Source organism: Brevundimonas sp., assembly GCF_046299535.1.
In the GTDB taxonomy this organism is placed as follows: Bacteria; Pseudomonadota; Alphaproteobacteria; order Caulobacterales; family Caulobacteraceae; genus Brevundimonas.
In genome coordinates, this window is record NZ_JBKBIB010000003.1 from 107,617 (window position 1) to 122,395 (window position 14,779).

A 14,779-nucleotide genomic window follows, 5' to 3' on the forward strand; every position below is an offset into this window, starting at 1 on the left:
CCACTGTTTTTTTCTGTGCTTTTTGTCTGCCAGCTCGGGTGGCGTCGTGCTGCGTCCCCCCCCCCCCTCTCCCCCCTCCCCTCCCCCCCCCTCCAGACACACCTCGGTGAAGCCGCCGGTGGAGGCGCCCACGTCCAGCACCACCCGACCCCCGACCGCCACCGGCCACAGGGTCAGGGCGTGATCCAGCTTCAGCGCCGCGCGGCCCACGAAGCGGTGCGCCGGCTCGGCGGTGACGGCGACGTCCTCGTCCACCTTCTGCGACGGCTGTTTGGCGGGCTCGCCGTCGACCGTCACCCCGCCCGCCTCGATGGCGGCGCGGGCGCGGGCGCGGGTGTCGAACAGGCCGCGCGCGACCAGCAGTTGGTCCAGCCGGGTTTTCAGGTCAGGTCCTCCAGCCGCTTCAAGGCGGCCTGCATCTTCGCCTTGCCGGCCTCCGCGGCGGCCAGTTTCTCGCGCTGTTCATCCACCACTTCAGGAGCGGCGCGGGCGACGAAATTGGGATTGCCCAGCTTCTTGTTCACATGGCCGATGTCGGCGTCAAAGTCAGCCACGGCCTTCTCCAGCCGGGCGCGTTCGGCGCCCAGATCGATCAGGTCGGCCAGCGCCAGAGCCGCCGTGGTCGAGCCGGAGACGAAGGTCACCGTCCCCGCCGGCGCCGCGTCCGCCGTCTGCACCGACGAGACCCGGGCCAGGGTCTGAAGCAGATCGCGGTGACGCTCCACGCGGGCGGCGGTCTGGCCGTCGGGCGCCACAATGGTCAGTGGCGGCTTGGCCGCAGGCGGCACGTTCATCTCGCCGCGCAGGGCCCGCACCTCGGTGACCAGATCCACCAGCCAGCCGATTTCGGCCCCGGCGTCCGCGTCGACGAAGCTGTCCGGGAATTCCGGCCAGGCCGCGCCCATGACCAGCCCCTCGCCGCCCAGCTGCGTCCACAGCTCCTCGGTGATGAAGGGCATGACCGGGTGCAGCAACTTGATGGTCTGGTCCAGGGTCCAGGCGGTCATGGCGCGAGTCTCGGCCTTCGCCGCCTCGTCGGCGCCGCCGAACACCGGCTTGGCCAGCTCCAGATACCAGTCGCAGAACACGTTCCAGATGAAGCGGTACAGGGCGCCCGCCGCGTCGTCGAAACGGCCGCCCTCAATCGCCTCTGACACCTGACGCTCGGTCTTGACCAGTTCGCCGCGAATCCAGCGGTTGATGGTCTGCTCGACCGCAGCCGGATCGAAGCCCTCGACCCGCGCCGCCTCGTTCATCTGGGCGAAGCGGGCGGCATTCCACAGCTTGGTGCCGAAGTTGCGATAGCCCTCGATACGCTGCTTCGACAGCTTGATGTCGCGGGTGCCCGACAGGATGGCCATGGTGAAGCGCAGGGGGTCCGCGCCCAGGTCGTCGATGATCTCCAGCGGGTCGATGACGTTGCCCTTGGACTTCGACATCTTCTGGCCCTTCTCGTCGCGGACCAGGCCGTTGATGATGACCCGCCTGAAGGGAACCTCATCCATGAAGTGCAGGCCCATCATCATCATCCGGGCCACCCAGAAGAAGATGATGTCCGCCGCCGTGACCAGATCGGACGTGGGATAGAACCGCTCCAGATCCTCGGTCTTGTCCGGCCAGCCCATGGTCGAGAACGGCCACAGGGCCGACGAGAACCAGGTATCCAGCACGTCCTCGTCGCGGTTCAGGGCGGTCTCGGCGCCGTAGTGGTCGCGCGCGGCGGCGCGGGCGTCATCCTCGGTCTCGGCCACGAAGATTTCGCCGTCCGGCCCGTACCATGCGGGGATCTGGTGGCCCCACCACAGCTGGCGAGAGATGCACCAGGGTTCGATGTTGCGCAGCCATTCGAAATAGATCTTGGAGTAGCTGGCGGGCTCGAAGGTGGTGTCGCCCTGCTCCACTGCCTTGATGGCCGGCTGCGCCAGGGTCTTGGCGTCAACGTACCACTGGTCCGTCAGCCACGGCTCGATGACCACGCCCGAGCGGTCGCCGTGCGGGACCATGTGGCGGGTCTTTTCGACCGCCTTCAGCCAGCCATCCTCTTCGGCGCGCGCGACGATGGCCTTGCGCGCGGCGAAGCGGTCAAGACCTTGAAGGTCGATCGGGATCGTCGTGAGTAATTCCAGGGTGGCCGGGTCTTCGTCGACTTGTCCATCGGCGTCTGTGCCTTTGAAGGCCCAGTTATGATCGATGATCCGGGCGTTCGCATCGAGAATGTTGATCGATGCCAAACCCGCTCGCTTCCCAACGCCGAAGTCATTGAAGTCGTGCGCCGGGGTGATCTTCACCGCGCCGGAACCCTTGGTCGGGTCGGCGTAAGCGTCGGCCACAATGGGGATCAAGCGGTTGGTGATCGGCAGGACCACCGACTTGCCGACGATGGACGCATACCGCTCATCATCCGGATGCACCGCCACGCCGGTGTCGCCCAGCATGGTCTCGGGCCGGGTGGTGGCCACGACGATGTAGTCGCGGGTCTCCCACTCCGTCGCCTTGCCGTCCTCGTCGAAGGCCACCGGGTGTTCATAGGTCACGCCGTCGGCCAGCGGATAGGCGAAGTGCCAGTAGGCGCCCTCCACCTCCTTCTGCTCGACTTCGAGGTCGGAGATGGCGGTCTGGAAGTGGGGGTCCCAGTTGACCAGCCGCTTGTCGCGATAGATCAGCCCGTCCCGGTGCAGTTGCACGAACACCTTGCGGACGGCCGCGTTCAGGCCCTCGTCCAGGGTGAAGCGTTCACGGCTCCAGTCGCACGAGGCGCCCAGACGGCGCAGCTGGCGCACGATGGTCCCGCCGCTCTCGGCCTTCCATTCCCAGACCTTGTCGTTGAAGGCGTCACGGCCCAGATCGCGGCGGCCGATGTTGCCCTCGGCCGCCAGCTTTCGCTCCACCACCATCTGGGTGGCGATGCCCGCGTGGTCGGTGCCGGGCAGCCACAGCACCGCCTTGCCCTTCATGCGGTGATAGCGCGCCAGAATGTCCTGCAGCGTGTTGTTCAGCGCATGGCCGATGTGCAGCGAGCCGGTCACATTGGGCGGCGGAATGACGATCGAATAGGCGTCCGCCGCGCCATCGGTGCGGGGCGCGAACAGGCCGCTCTCCTCCCACTGTTGATACAGGCGGGACTCGGCGGCGGCGGGGTCGAACGTCTTCTCAAGCATAGGGTGATCGTTTCGCGGAAAGAAAAAGGCGGCCCCGTCGGAGCCGCCTTCCGTAGATAGTCTGATGAGACGCCGAGGGCTAGCGGCCGCCCTGGCGGGAGATGCGCTCCACCTCGGCGCGTACCTCGCGTTCGACGATGCCGGGCAGGTTCGCATCCAGCCAGTCCTTCAGCATCGGCCGCAGCAGTTCGCGAACGATATCCTCCAGCGAGCGGGCGTCAGCGGGGGTGCGGGCGGCGGCGGTCAGGCCGGCGAAGGCCGAGGCGGCGGCGCCGGCGGCGGCGGCGCTGACGAGAGACTCGGCGGGCTGAGCGGCGACGGGGGCGGGTTGCGGCGCCATCTGCGGGGCCGGCGCGGGCGCCGGTTCGGGCTCGGGTTCGGGAAACGGCTCGGGCGCGGACACGTCCAGATCGCCGATGCTCTCCTCGGCCTGGGGCACCTCATAGCGCTCGGTCAGCTCCAGAACCTCCTCGTCCTCGGCGGGCGCGGCCTCGGGCTCGGGGGCGGGCTCTTCCATGGCGGGGGCGGCGGGTTCCGGTTCGGGCGCCGGCTCCGGGTCGGCCTGGAGGGTTTCGGCCTCGGGCTCCGGTTCGGCGGGCGCCGGCTCTGCGGACGCCCCTTCGGCCGGGGCGTCGTCCTCGGAGATGATCCGCCGGATGGAGGCGAGAATCTCCTCCATGGTCGGTTCCTGGGCGGACTGATCGGTCATGGCGAATCCCCGAAGCGGACGGTCATAATCTTCAAACGTCAAAGGGAGGCGCGCTCTAAAGCACGCTAGCCCCCTGTGCTTGTCGTCGCACTTAGAGCCCCGGGAATCAACGCTCGTTTCGCCGATACGCCGAAATTGCGCCGCCTACTCCAGCGGAGCGGGGCGACGCGTCTGCGCCTTCAACTGGGTGTCGATGGGAGCGTCCACCTGATCGTTGGCGGGCATGATCGAAGGCGCCGCGATACGATCCAGAGCCTCGATGGCGCCGTCCCACGGCAGGCCGCCGCGGTTGCGCACGCGCTGGAAGTTCGCCGAGGCGTCATAGACGTCCAGCGACGGGTCCAGATAACGGCCCTCAAGGCGCCCCATGGCGGCCAACAGCGCCGCCTGGGCCACATAGTTGTTGCGCCGCGCGGCCACCAGATTGACCTCCGCCGAGCGCAGCTCCAGCTCCTGATTCAGCACGTCCAGAGTGGTGCGCAGGCCGACCTGGGCCTCCTGACGCACGCCCTCGGCGGCGATGCGGGCGGCGCGCACCGCCTCCTCGCCCGCCTGCAGTGACGACTGGGCCGAAATCATCTGGGCGTAGGCGGTGCTCACCGTGCGCAGCACCTCCCGGCGCTGGCCCTCCACATTGATCTGGGCGGCGTTGGCCTCTTCCAGCGCCTGCGCCACGCGCGAACGGTTCAGCCCGCCGGTGAACAGGGGCACCGATACATTGGCTGTGACGTTCAGGCTGGGCCGCTCGAAGGGATCGAAATCGTTCAGGCGGCTGGCCCCGCCATAGCTGGCGTTCAGACTGGCGGAGGGCAGATAGGCGCCCCGGGCCGAAGCCACCCGGGCCTCGGCGCCGCGTAACTGGTACTCCGCCGCGATCAGGGCGGGGTTCTCCGCCAGACCGGCGTCCAGGGCCATGTCGAAATCAGCGGGCACGCCCGGCAGCGGCGGCGGCGTCTCCAGATTGGCGGGCGACTGGCCCACGACGGCGGCGTAGGCGGCGCGGCTGACCGACAGCTGCGCCTGGGCGGCGGCCAGATCGGATTCGGACTGGGCCAGACGGGCTTCGGCCTGGGCGACGTCGGTGCGGGTGATCTCTCCCACCTCGAACCGGGCGCTCGCTTCCTCAAGCTGACGCCCCAGCACGCCAAGGTTGTCCTGGCGAATGCGCAGGATCTCCATGTCCCGCTGCACATCCACATAGGCCTGGATCACGCCCTGAAGCACCGACTGCTCGACCGCGCGCAGATTCTCGCGACCGGCCATCACGCTCGCCTCGGCGGCGTTGATGCCGTGGGCGAGGCGGCCGCCCGTGTACAGGGTCTGGGAAAGCCCCACGCTGAGGCTGCCGGAATTGCTCTCTCGCGCCGCGCCGCCGCTGGAGAAGGCCGCGCCGGGAATGACGCCTGTGGCGTCAGGAATCCCGTCGCCGTCGGTATCGATGGGCACCGGAATGTCCGGGATGGCCCCGCCGCTGGTGGAGTCGCCATAGTTGCGGGTGTACGAGGCGCCGGCCGAGGCGTCGATGTTGGGACGCAGTCCGGCGCGGGCCTGCACATAGGTCTCGTCCAGGGCACGCTGCTGGGCGCGCTGGGCCAGCAGGGTCGGATTGGTCTGATACGCCAGGGCGATGGCGTCCTGCAGCGAGTCCGCCGAAACCGGGCCCGCCAGCGCCGCCATCAGGGCCAGAGCGGCGGCGGAAGCCAGCGCGCGGGTACGTCTCACCATGACCAGTCCTCAAAAATTCGGGCGCGATATGCGCGCGCGTCAGGCTGGTTTGCGAAATGCCCGCCCTTCGCGCCAGTTAAGTTTTCTTCACGCAAGACGGGCAGCGCTCCGTCCGGCGGTCGACCTCAGAAGCTGAACGCCGGCTCGGGCGTCATGCCCGCCAGCATCGGCGGCGCCGCATCGAACAGGTCGCGCCGCGAAAATCCGTCGCGGCCGCGCACATACAGCACACCCCGGCCGGACGCGCCCTCGCGCTCCACCACCGCCAGACGCCCGCCCACGGCCAGGGCGTCCAGCCAGGCCTGCGGCCGCCCGGCCACAGCCCCTTCGCTGATGATAATGTCGTAGTCCTCGCCCTGCGGCTGATCGAAGGGCGCGACCGTCGTCTCCACCCCGGCCTCGGCCAGCGCGGGGGCGACAACATCCAGCACCGCCTGATCCGCCTCCTGCGCCGTGACCTTCGCGCCCAGACGGGCCAGCACGGCGCCCGCGTATGGGGCCGCCATGGCCAGGGCCCTTTCGCCGGCACGCATGTCCAGCGCGCTGAGCAGCTTGGCCACCTCGCGCGGCAGCATCAGCACGCGCCCGCCCCCGATCTCGCATTCCACCTCGGCATAGGCCGAGAACGCCCGCTCGGGCGCACAGAACCGCTCGCGCGGGACCGCAAGCAAAGCGGCCTGAAGGGCGCGGTCCGTCACGTCGTTCACGCGGACCTGGGAATCCACCATCATCTTGCGGGCGGCGACGAAGTCCATGGCAGCTCGAATCCTGATCAGCCGGAAGGCCTGAAAACCTGCGCGCCTTATAGGTCCGCCCGCCCCGCCCCGGCAAGGCCGCGGCGGCGGATGATCAGGACGCCGGCTCCAGCCGGGACTGTCCCCCGCCTGATCCGGTCTCGGCCGCCCCGCCGGAGTCCGGCAGGATGACTTCAACCCTGCGATTCCGTTGCCTGCCCTGCTCGTCGTCCGAACCGTCAGACCGCGCGTTGGGCGCCACGGGCCGCCCGGCGCCGAAGCCGGCGGTCTGGAGACGATCCCGCGCCACGCCCCTCTCGACCAGCCAGGCGGCGACCGCCTCGGCGCGCCGCTCGGACAGATCCTGGTTATAATCCTCGGCGCCCCGGGAATCCGTGTGCCCTTCGATCTGGATGGTTCCGCCTTCGGCGTCACCCAGCAGGTCCGCCAGGCGATTCAGGGTTCCTCGCGCCTCGGGCCTTATGGTGGCGCGGTCAAAATCGAAGGTGACGTCCCCTTCCAGAGACACCACCGTGCCCCGCTCCGTATCCACGGCGCCCAGTTCAGTCTTCAGCGCCTCGACCACCCGCAACGCGCTGGCGCCGCGGCCGGAGGCGCCGAGACTGGAGGCTTCGCTGCTCATGGGGCGCAGGGCCGTGGCGGGGTTCGCCCTCATACCGGACAGGGCCGACACCTCGGCCACTCCCCGGGCGCCGAACGCGCCCTCCAGCGGCAGACGGAGCTCGAAGCGGGGCGTGCTGCTGAACACGCTGTCGGAGGACCCCCGCTCGTTCAGCACCAGAGTCACGTCCGAACCCCGCGTCGGCGCCCCGGCGAACACCAGCGCCCCGTCTATGGTCTGTCCGGCGGGAATGCTCAGTCGCTCGTTGGTGGGCGGTGCAATCAGTGGAAGTTTCTCGCCGCTGTCCGTGAGCAGGTAAGAGATCTCGTTCCCGTTATTCAGGGTGATCTCCCGATCCCGGCCGTTGATGACGCGCACCATCACCTCGGTGGTCTCCGCGCCCACCCGGGCCGACAGGATCTGCAGTACAGCCCCCGAGGCGTGGGTGAGCTGGGCGCCCACCGGCGCGCCGGTGCGCCCGGGGCCCGCGTCTCCGCAGGCCGCCATCATGGCGGACAGGGCGCAGGCCAGGCCGACGACCATCCCGCGCCGGGCCCCGAAGGCCCTCACGATGCCGCTTCCGCTTCCTGCGACCCCGTCGTCGACAGCGGCAGATCAATCCGGAAACCCGGAGTGCGAGAGTATCGATTGTCGGACGCGCTGTTCTCGTTCAGCACCAGCACGGCGCTCTGGGCGCGGGGAAGGCGGCCGAGGAAAATCAGCTCGCCTTCCAGGGTCTGGCCCGGCTGAACCGCCAGGGTGGTGTTTCCGGCCGGCGGAGAAATGTAGATGCGCTCCCCGCTGTCCACGACGATGTAGCCCTGGCGATTGTTGAAGCGGTTCAGCTGGATCTCGTTGGTGGCCCCGTTGAGGATTCTCACGCCCACGACGGTTTCGGTCTGGCGGGACTGCAGCGATGTCAGTTGCAACACCACGCCGTTGGGATGCGCCACCTGAATATCCAGCGGGGCGACCTCTCCCCCGCGCCAGAGAGACGTCTGGGCAGGGGCGCCATCCGCCGCCACCGGCTGGTTCATCGACCCGTCGGGTGCTGTCGCAGCAGGGGCTCCCGGCGCCGCTTCCTCGTTTCCTCCACAGGCTGAAAGGGCTACAGCCGTGCCCGCCAGAGCGGCGATCAGGATGCGGGTTGAAGCCATGCGCTTTCCTCCTGTGTTCCAGCCTGCGGCCGGAATGTCCCCGCCGCGCCATGTAGAAAACTCCGGAAACGGCGTCGGGTTCAGCGTCTGGGACGCGGGGACTGGTCCAGGCCGGTCGCCGCGCCCCTGAAAACGCGCGTTGCGGCGAGCCGGACGATCTGATAGCGAACGCCCTCGCTCGAGCGACGGCCCTTCTGAAGGGCCCCGGCGGCCTGATGGCGGAGTGGTTACGCAGCGGACTGCAAATCCGTGTACGCCGGTTCGATTCCGGCTCAGGCCTCCAAATCCCTTCCCTGTTCAAGCATCGCCCCGATCAGGGTGTCTTCGTCCTTCGGGTTTGGCTGCGAGGCGCGACCGCCGTATGGGCGAGGAGGATGATCTTCCCTCCCCGCCCGCACCCACTCCTCAGACCGTGGTCGCCGTCGGCCGCACGATGATCTCGCTCACGTCCACCTCGCGCGGCTGTTCGACGGCGAAGCGGACCGCCCGGGCGATGGCCTCGGCCGGGATCGCCTTCTTGCGGTAGTCGTCGATGAAGGCTGCGGTGTCGGCGTGGGTGATGGTTTCGGCCAGCTCGGACTCGGTGACGCCGGGGGACACCACCGAGACGCGCACCTTGTCCGTTTCCTGACGCAGGGACTCCGAAATCACCCGCACCGCGAACTTGGTGGCGCAATAGACCGAGGCCGTCGGCAGGATCTGGTGCCCGGCGGTGGAGGCGATATTGATGATCTGGCCCTCGCCCTGCGCTTCCATGAGCGGCAGGACGGCTGCGATGCCGTGCAGGACGCCGCGGATGTTGACGTCGATCATGCGGTCCCATTCGTCGACCTTCAGGGCGGCCAGCGGCGACAGGGGCATGACGCCCGCGTTGTTGACGATGACGTCGACCCGGCCGAAGTGGTCGCGCGCTGCCTCGACGAAAGCCTTCACATCCTCGCGAGAGGTCACGTCCAGGGCGCGGGCCATGGCCTCGCCGCCCGCCGCCTCGATATCGGCCTTCAGGGCCTCCAGCCGATCCAGCCGCCGCGCGCCGATCACCACACGCGCGCCGGCGCCAGCCAGTTCGCGGGCGATCGCTTCGCCGATACCGCTGCTGGCGCCGGTCACCAGCACCACCTTGTTCATTGCATTCGTCATGTCTGTCTCCCTTGTCTGACGAGACCGGAATAGGATGGCGGCGGGCGAATGCGTTAGAACGGTTCTCCGCCATCCTTGCACAATCCTCCGCAGTACAGCATGGCCCGTTGCGCCGGGCGCCCGGTGGTGGGAAGCAGCAATATGGACCATCTCGCCTCCCTGATCGCCCGGCACACGCCCGGCGACGGCATGTTCGATACAGCCATTCCCGGCATGGCGCTCATTCGCCAGGCCCGTCCGACCGAGCGGATTCCCGCGCTGCACCAGCCGGCTGTTTGCATCATCGCCCAGGGCGCCAAAGTGGTCATGCTGGGCGAGGAAACGTATCGCTACGACGCCGCCTCGCATCTTGTGGTGTCCGTCGATCTGCCGCTGACCGGCCAGGTGACAGAGGCTTCGCCCGAGCGCCCCTATCTGTGTCTGCGTATCGATCTGGAGCCGGCGCTTCTGATGGCGTTGATGACCGAGCGCCCGCCCGCGCCCGGCGGGGAAGGCTCGCGCGGGGTGCACCTCAGCCTCACCACCCCCGAACTGGCGGACGCGGCGGCGCGCATGGTGCAGCTTCTGGACAATCCGGACCACGCTGCGGTGCTCGCGCCCCTGATCCGGCGCGAGATCCACTACTGGCTGCTCACCGGCGATCAGGCAGGCGTGGTCCGTCAGATCGGCGCGCCGGACAGCCGTCTTTCCCATGTGGGTCGCGCCATCGCCTGGATCCGCGACAACTATGATCGCCCGTTCAGCATCGAGGCCGTGGCCCGCGAAGCGGCCATGAGCCCGTCGGCCCTGCACCAGCATTTCAAGGCGGTGACCGCCATGAGCCCCCTTCAGTATCAGAAGCAGATCCGTCTGCAGGAGGCCCGGCGGCTCATGCTGAGCGAAGCCTGCGACGCCCAGGGCGCGGGCTTTCAGGTGGGCTATGACAGCCCCTCACAGTTCTCGCGGGAATACGCCCGCCTGTTCGGGACGCCGCCCGCCCGCGATGCAGCCCGTCTTCGTGCAGAAGGAACGCTGGCGACCGCCGTGTGACCCTGCGGACAACTTTGCGTTCCCGGCGAGCGCGTGATGGGGCTAGCGTGGCGGCATGATGCTCAACATCCGCCTGTCGCCCTTGCTCATCGGCCTGGCCGCCCTCGTCCTGACCGCGTGCCAGAGCACCCTGCCCTATGTCCGGACGGATCAGCCCGCCCCGACGCCGGTGGTGGTGGCGGACCGTTCGCCCGAGCGGCGGGCCCTGAACGAACAGGTCTATGACGAGGCGACGCGCTGGATCGGACGGCTGTTCTATCGATCCGACTTCGGGGGGGTGGACTGGGATGCGCTGACCGCCGCGCGGCGCGAGGCCGTGGTGGCCCAGCCCGACGAGTTCGCCTTCTACGACAGCCTCAACGCGGTCATCGAGGCGCTGGACGACCGCCACACCAACGCCCGCGCGCCTCATCGCCGGGTCCGCACCGAGGCGCTGGAACGGGGGGAGGCCCAGGCGACCTATGGCATGACCCTGCGCTGGGCGCCCGACGGCTGGTTCGTCCATGTGGTGCGCCCGGACAGCCCGGCGGGCCGCGCGGGCGTGCAGGTGGGCTGGAAGGCCGAGACCTTCGACGGCCGCAGTCTGGAGGCGTCCCTGCCGCCGTCGGAAGGTCGGGCCGAAGAGATCGTCTTCACCGATGAGACCGGCGCATCCCACGCCTTCATCCTGACCGCCGAGATCATGCCGGCCCTGCCCCAGCACCGCGTGGAGCGTCTGGACGGCGACCTTCTGCTGCTGGCCTTCGAGGGTTTCGACACGGCCCCGGTCGACGCCGTGATGGAGGCCATCGCGGCCTTGCGATTCGAGCAACCGGCCCAGGGCGTCATTCTGGATCTGCGGGGCAACCGCGGCGGCTCGCTTTATGAGATGACGCGCCTCATGGGCATGCTGGTGCGCGAGCCCATGATCGCCACGATCATGACCGGCCGCTTCGTGGACCAGCGCATCGCGGTCGACCCGGCCGAGGGCGCCTACGGGGGGCCGCTCGTGGTTCTGGTGGACGCCGCCTCGGTCAGCGCCGCCGAGGTTCTGGCCGCCGCCTTTCAGGAGTCCGGCCGGGCGGTGGTGGTGGGCGAACGGACCCAGGGCGTGGTCGTGGCCTCCCGCCACCTGAACCTGTCAGACGGCGGTCGCCTCAGCGTCGGCATGCAGGAACTGCGCACCCCGTCCGGGGTGGTGCTGGAGAAGCGCGGCGTGACCCCCGACATTGAGATCGCCCCCACCCTGGCCCAGCGCCGCGCGGGCGAGGACGTTGTCCTGGCGGCGGCGGCGGCCCTGCTGACCTCTACTCCCTGACGGGCTTTACGCGCGAGGCCGCCTCACGCGCCCGTTCGCGGGCCTGATCGGTCGTCTCGCCCCGCGCCAGGGCGACGCCCATGCGGCGTCGCTCGAAGCTCTCGGGCTTGCCGAACAGGCGGATGTCGGCGGTGGGCACGGACAGGGCGTGGTCGACGCCCTCGAAGGCGATGCCCTGCGCGTCCATGCCGCCATAGATGACGGCGCTGGCGGCGATGTCGGTACGGCTCACGTCCACCGGCAGGCCGAGGATGGCGCGGGCGTGGATGGCGAACTCGCTGAAGCGCTGGCTGGCGAGGGTCACCAGACCCGTATCGTGCGGGCGAGGCGAAACCTCGGAGAACCAGACCTGATCGCCCCTCACGAACAGCTCCACCCCGAACAGGCCGAGACCGCCCAGCGCGTCGGTGACCTTGCGGGCGATGTCCTGCGCGGCGGTCAGGGCGGCGGTGCTCATGGCCTGCGGTTGCCAGCTTTCCACATAGTCGCCCTTGACCTGACGATGGCCGATGGGGTCGCAGAAGTCGGTGACGACCACACCGTCGCGCAGGGACCGCACAGTCAGCAGGGTGATCTCGAAGTCGAAATCGATGCGTCCCTCGACGATGACTCGCGCCGTCTCGACCCGGCCGCCGGACTGGGCGTAGGCCCAGGCGTTGGCGCAATCCTCAAGCGCCTCCACATAGCTCTGCCCCTTGCCGGAGGAGGACATCACCGGCTTGACGAAGACCGGCAGGCCGAGGCGGTGGGCCGCGTCCGCCAGCTCCATGGCCGAGCCGGCGAAGGCGTAGGGGCTGGTGGGAAGCCCAAGCTCCTCGGCCGCCAGACGTCGGATGCCCTCGCGGTTCATGGTCAGCTGGGTGGCCCGCGCGGTGGGGATGACCGTGGCCATGCCCGCCGCCTCGATGGCGGCCAGCACGTCGGTGGCGATGGCCTCGATCTCGGGCACGATGATGTGGGGCGCCTCGGCCATGATGACCCCGTTCAGCACCTGCGGGTCGGTCATGGGGATGACGTGGCTGCGGTGCGCCACCTGCATGGCCGGCGCGTTGGGGTAGCGATCCACCGCCACCACCTCGGCGCCCAGGCGTTGCAGCTCGATGGCCACTTCCTTGCCCAGTTCGCCGGCGCCCAGCAGCATCACGCGCACGGCGGTGTCGGAAAGCGGGGTGCCCAGTTTCATCGGTCGTGCTCCCGGCGTCAGAGCCGCGCCTTCACCTGCTCCACCACCGCATCGGCGGTGATGCCGAAGCCTTCGTACAGGCGCGGGGCCGGGGCCGAGGCGCCGAAGGACGACATACCCACGAAAGCGCCGTCCTCGCCGATGAACCGCTCCCAGCCCTGCTTGATGGCGGCCTCCACGGCCACGCGGACCGTGCCGCGGCCGATGACGGCGTCCTGGTAGGCTTTCGGCTGCTGCTCGAACAGTTCGAAACAGGGAACCGAGACCACCCGGGTCGGCACGCCCTGGGCCTGAAGCGTGTCGCGGGCCTTCAGCGCCAGCGGCACCTCGGTGCCCGTGGCGAACAGGGTGGCCTTCGCCTCCCCGTCGGCGGCGCGCAGCTCATAGGCGCCTCGGGCGCACAGATTTTCATCCGACGCCGAGACGCGCACCGCGTCCGTCTTCTGCCGCGACAAGGCCAGGGCCGAGGGGGCGTTGCGGTGCTCCAGCGCCAGCTTCCAGCACTCGAAGGCTTCCACCGTGTCGGCGGGGCGGAACAGCAGCAGGTTGGGAATCGCGCGCAGGGCGGCCAGATGCTCCACCGGCTGGTGGGTGGGGCCGTCCTCGCCCAGACCGATGGAGTCGTGGGTCAGCACATGCACCACCCGGATGCCCATCAGGGCGGCGAGGCGGATGGACGGGCGCGAATAGTCGGAGAACACCATGAAGGTGCCGCCGTAGGGGATCACCCCGCCGTGCAGCGCCATGCCGTTCATGGCCGCGGCCATGCCGTGCTCGCGGATGCCCCAGTTCACATAGCGGCCGGAATAGTCCGGCGTGTCGAGGATGGGCGTGTCCTTGACATAGGTGTTGTTGGACCCCGTCAGGTCGGCCGAGCCACCGATCATCTCGGGGATGCGGCCGAACAGCTCGGTCAGGGCGGCGCCGGACGACTGGCGCGTGGCCTGGGCCGGCTTCGTCTCCACCAGTTCGGCGATCTTCGCGTCGAGGGCGTCGAAGGCGCCGGCAGGCAGGTCGCCCTTCATCGCGCGGGTGAAATGGTCCGCCTGCGGGTGAGCGGCCAGGCGTCCTTCCCAGGCCTTGCGCAGCTTGGCGCCCCGACGCCCCACGGCGCGCCAGGCCTTCTCGATGGGGTCCGGCAGGTCGAACGGCTCGTGATCCCAGCTCAGGCCCAGACGGGTGGCGGCCACCTCGGCGGCGCCCAGGGCCGCGCCGTGTGTCTTGTGGCTGCCTTCCATGGTGGCGGCGCCGCGGCCGATCTTGGTCTTGCAGGCGATCAGGGTGGGCTTGTCCTGGCGCGTGGCCCACAGCAGGGCGCGGCGGATCTGGCCCTCGTCATGGCCGTCGATGGCCTTGACCGCCCAGCCCGAGGCCTTGAAGCGCGCCAGCTGGTCGGTGGCGTCGGACAGGCGCACCGCGCCGTCGATGGTGATGTCGTTGTCGTCCCACAGCACGGTCAGACGGTTCAGCTTCAGCCGCCCGGCGATGCCGATGGCCTCCTGGCTGACGCCCTCCATCAAACAGCCGTCGCCGGCGATGACCCAGGTACGGTGATCCACTAGATCGTCGCCGAAGCGCGCGTTCAGATGCCGCTCGGCCATGGCGAAGCCCACGGCGTTGGCCAGGCCCTGGCCCAGCGGGCCGGTGGTGGTCTCCGCGCCCGGAATGTGGCCGTACTCCGGGTGACCCGCCGTCTTGGACCCCCACTGACGGAAGTCGGAGAGTTCCTCCTTCGTCACGGCCTTGTAGCCGGTCAGGTGCAGCAGGCTGTACAGCAGCATGGAGCCGTGGCCGGCCGACAGGATGAACCGGTCCCGGTCCGCCCAGTCCGGACGGCTGGCGTCGAACTTCAGATATTTCGAGAACAGCACCGTCGCCACATCGGCCATGCCCATGGGCATGCCGGGATGGCCGCTGTTGGCCTTTTCCACCGCATCCATGGACAGCACCCGGATCGCATCGGCCATCTGGCGCATTGAGGGCTTGGCGGACGGGGTGCGGATGGTCTGGGGCTCGGCCACGGCG

At 69.1% G+C, this 14,779-nt stretch carries 12 protein-coding genes and 1 tRNA gene; 3 read left to right on the forward strand and 10 right to left on the reverse strand.

Annotated elements, in window-relative coordinates:
* The 7 genes from ACK4FB_RS03270 to ACK4FB_RS03300 form a co-directional block, all read right to left on the reverse strand.
* A partial coding sequence (locus ACK4FB_RS03270) for a S4 domain-containing protein (RefSeq protein ID WP_409748131.1) occupies window positions 1-384 on the reverse strand: 384 nt, incomplete at its 3' end.
* Window positions 381-3,158, reverse strand: coding sequence for a valine--tRNA ligase (locus tag ACK4FB_RS03275; RefSeq protein WP_409747803.1), 2,778 nt, complete (start codon window positions 3,156-3,158; stop codon window positions 381-383). The genes ACK4FB_RS03270 and ACK4FB_RS03275, both read right to left, overlap by 4 nt.
* 79 nt (window positions 3,159-3,237) lie before the next feature.
* Window positions 3,238-3,867: a DUF2497 domain-containing protein gene (locus tag ACK4FB_RS03280; RefSeq protein WP_409747805.1), complete on the reverse strand. Its 630-nt coding sequence runs from the start codon at window positions 3,865-3,867 to the stop codon at window positions 3,238-3,240.
* 144 nt (window positions 3,868-4,011) lie between these two features.
* Window positions 4,012-5,592 carry a TolC family outer membrane protein gene (locus ACK4FB_RS03285; protein ID WP_409747807.1) on the reverse strand — a complete coding sequence of 527 codons (1,581 nt, stop codon included), beginning with the start codon at window positions 5,590-5,592 and terminating at the stop codon, window positions 4,012-4,014.
* Window positions 5,593-5,717: 125 nt separating this feature from the next.
* A complete protein-coding gene (locus ACK4FB_RS03290) occupies window positions 5,718-6,347 on the reverse strand; it encodes a protein-L-isoaspartate O-methyltransferase family protein (RefSeq protein ID WP_409747809.1) in 630 nt (209 codons plus the stop codon).
* 94 nt (window positions 6,348-6,441) lie between these two features.
* Window positions 6,442-7,518 carry an OmpA family protein gene (locus tag ACK4FB_RS03295; RefSeq protein ID WP_409747811.1) on the reverse strand — a complete coding sequence of 359 codons (1,077 nt, stop codon included), beginning with the start codon at window positions 7,516-7,518 and terminating at the stop codon, window positions 6,442-6,444.
* A complete protein-coding gene (locus tag ACK4FB_RS03300; protein WP_409747813.1) occupies window positions 7,515-8,105 on the reverse strand; it encodes a hypothetical protein in 591 nt (196 codons plus the stop codon). Before ACK4FB_RS03300 ends, ACK4FB_RS03295 begins: the two co-directional genes overlap by 4 nt.
* 209 nt (window positions 8,106-8,314) lie before the next feature.
* Here ACK4FB_RS03300 and ACK4FB_RS03305 point away from each other — a divergent pair.
* Window positions 8,315-8,388: transfer RNA gene (locus ACK4FB_RS03305), tRNA-Cys, on the forward strand.
* Between the two features lie 122 nt (window positions 8,389-8,510).
* Here the strand turns inward: ACK4FB_RS03305 and ACK4FB_RS03310 are convergent.
* Window positions 8,511-9,245 (reverse strand): SDR family oxidoreductase, encoded by a 735-nt coding sequence (locus ACK4FB_RS03310; protein ID WP_409747815.1) that lies wholly within the window; start codon window positions 9,243-9,245, stop codon window positions 8,511-8,513.
* Between the two features lie 141 nt (window positions 9,246-9,386).
* Here ACK4FB_RS03310 and ACK4FB_RS03315 point away from each other — a divergent pair, with 141 nt between their 5' ends.
* Window positions 9,387-10,274, forward strand: a complete 888-nt coding sequence (locus tag ACK4FB_RS03315) for an AraC family transcriptional regulator N-terminal domain-containing protein (RefSeq protein ID WP_409747817.1) — start codon at window positions 9,387-9,389, stop codon at window positions 10,272-10,274.
* A gap of 55 nt (window positions 10,275-10,329) precedes the next feature.
* Entirely contained in the window at window positions 10,330-11,571 is a 1,242-nt protein-coding gene (locus ACK4FB_RS03320; protein WP_409747819.1) for a S41 family peptidase, read from the forward strand.
* On the opposite strand, the gene purT is transcribed toward ACK4FB_RS03320, so the two are convergent.
* Together purT and tkt are read right to left on the reverse strand one after the other, a co-directional pair.
* Entirely contained in the window at window positions 11,561-12,754 is a 1,194-nt protein-coding gene (purT, locus tag ACK4FB_RS03325; RefSeq protein ID WP_409747821.1) for a formate-dependent phosphoribosylglycinamide formyltransferase, read from the reverse strand. The genes ACK4FB_RS03320 and purT overlap by 11 nt on opposite strands.
* A 17-nt stretch (window positions 12,755-12,771) precedes the next feature.
* Window positions 12,772-14,775 carry a transketolase gene (gene tkt, locus ACK4FB_RS03330; RefSeq protein ID WP_409747823.1) on the reverse strand — a complete coding sequence of 668 codons (2,004 nt, stop codon included), beginning with the start codon at window positions 14,773-14,775 and terminating at the stop codon, window positions 12,772-12,774.
* Window positions 14,776-14,779: the final 4 nt, after the last annotated feature.

Coding starts and splice junctions, on each gene's coding strand:
- ACK4FB_RS03275 (WP_409747803.1), bottom strand. CDS start 3,158: ATGCTTGAGAAGACGTTCGACCCCGCCGCCGCCGAGTCCCGCCTGTAT.
- ACK4FB_RS03280 (WP_409747805.1), bottom strand. CDS start 3,867: ATGACCGATCAGTCCGCCCAGGAACCGACCATGGAGGAGATTCTCGCC.
- ACK4FB_RS03285 (WP_409747807.1), bottom strand. CDS start 5,592: ATGGTGAGACGTACCCGCGCGCTGGCTTCCGCCGCCGCTCTGGCCCTG.
- ACK4FB_RS03290 (WP_409747809.1), bottom strand. CDS start 6,347: ATGGACTTCGTCGCCGCCCGCAAGATGATGGTGGATTCCCAGGTCCGC.
- ACK4FB_RS03300 (WP_409747813.1), bottom strand. CDS start 8,105: ATGGCTTCAACCCGCATCCTGATCGCCGCTCTGGCGGGCACGGCTGTA.
- ACK4FB_RS03310 (WP_409747815.1), bottom strand. CDS start 9,245: ATGACGAATGCAATGAACAAGGTGGTGCTGGTGACCGGCGCCAGCAGC.
- ACK4FB_RS03315 (WP_409747817.1), top strand. CDS start 9,387: ATGGACCATCTCGCCTCCCTGATCGCCCGGCACACGCCCGGCGACGGC.
- ACK4FB_RS03320 (WP_409747819.1), top strand. CDS start 10,330: ATGATGCTCAACATCCGCCTGTCGCCCTTGCTCATCGGCCTGGCCGCC.
- purT (WP_409747821.1), bottom strand. CDS start 12,754: ATGAAACTGGGCACCCCGCTTTCCGACACCGCCGTGCGCGTGATGCTG.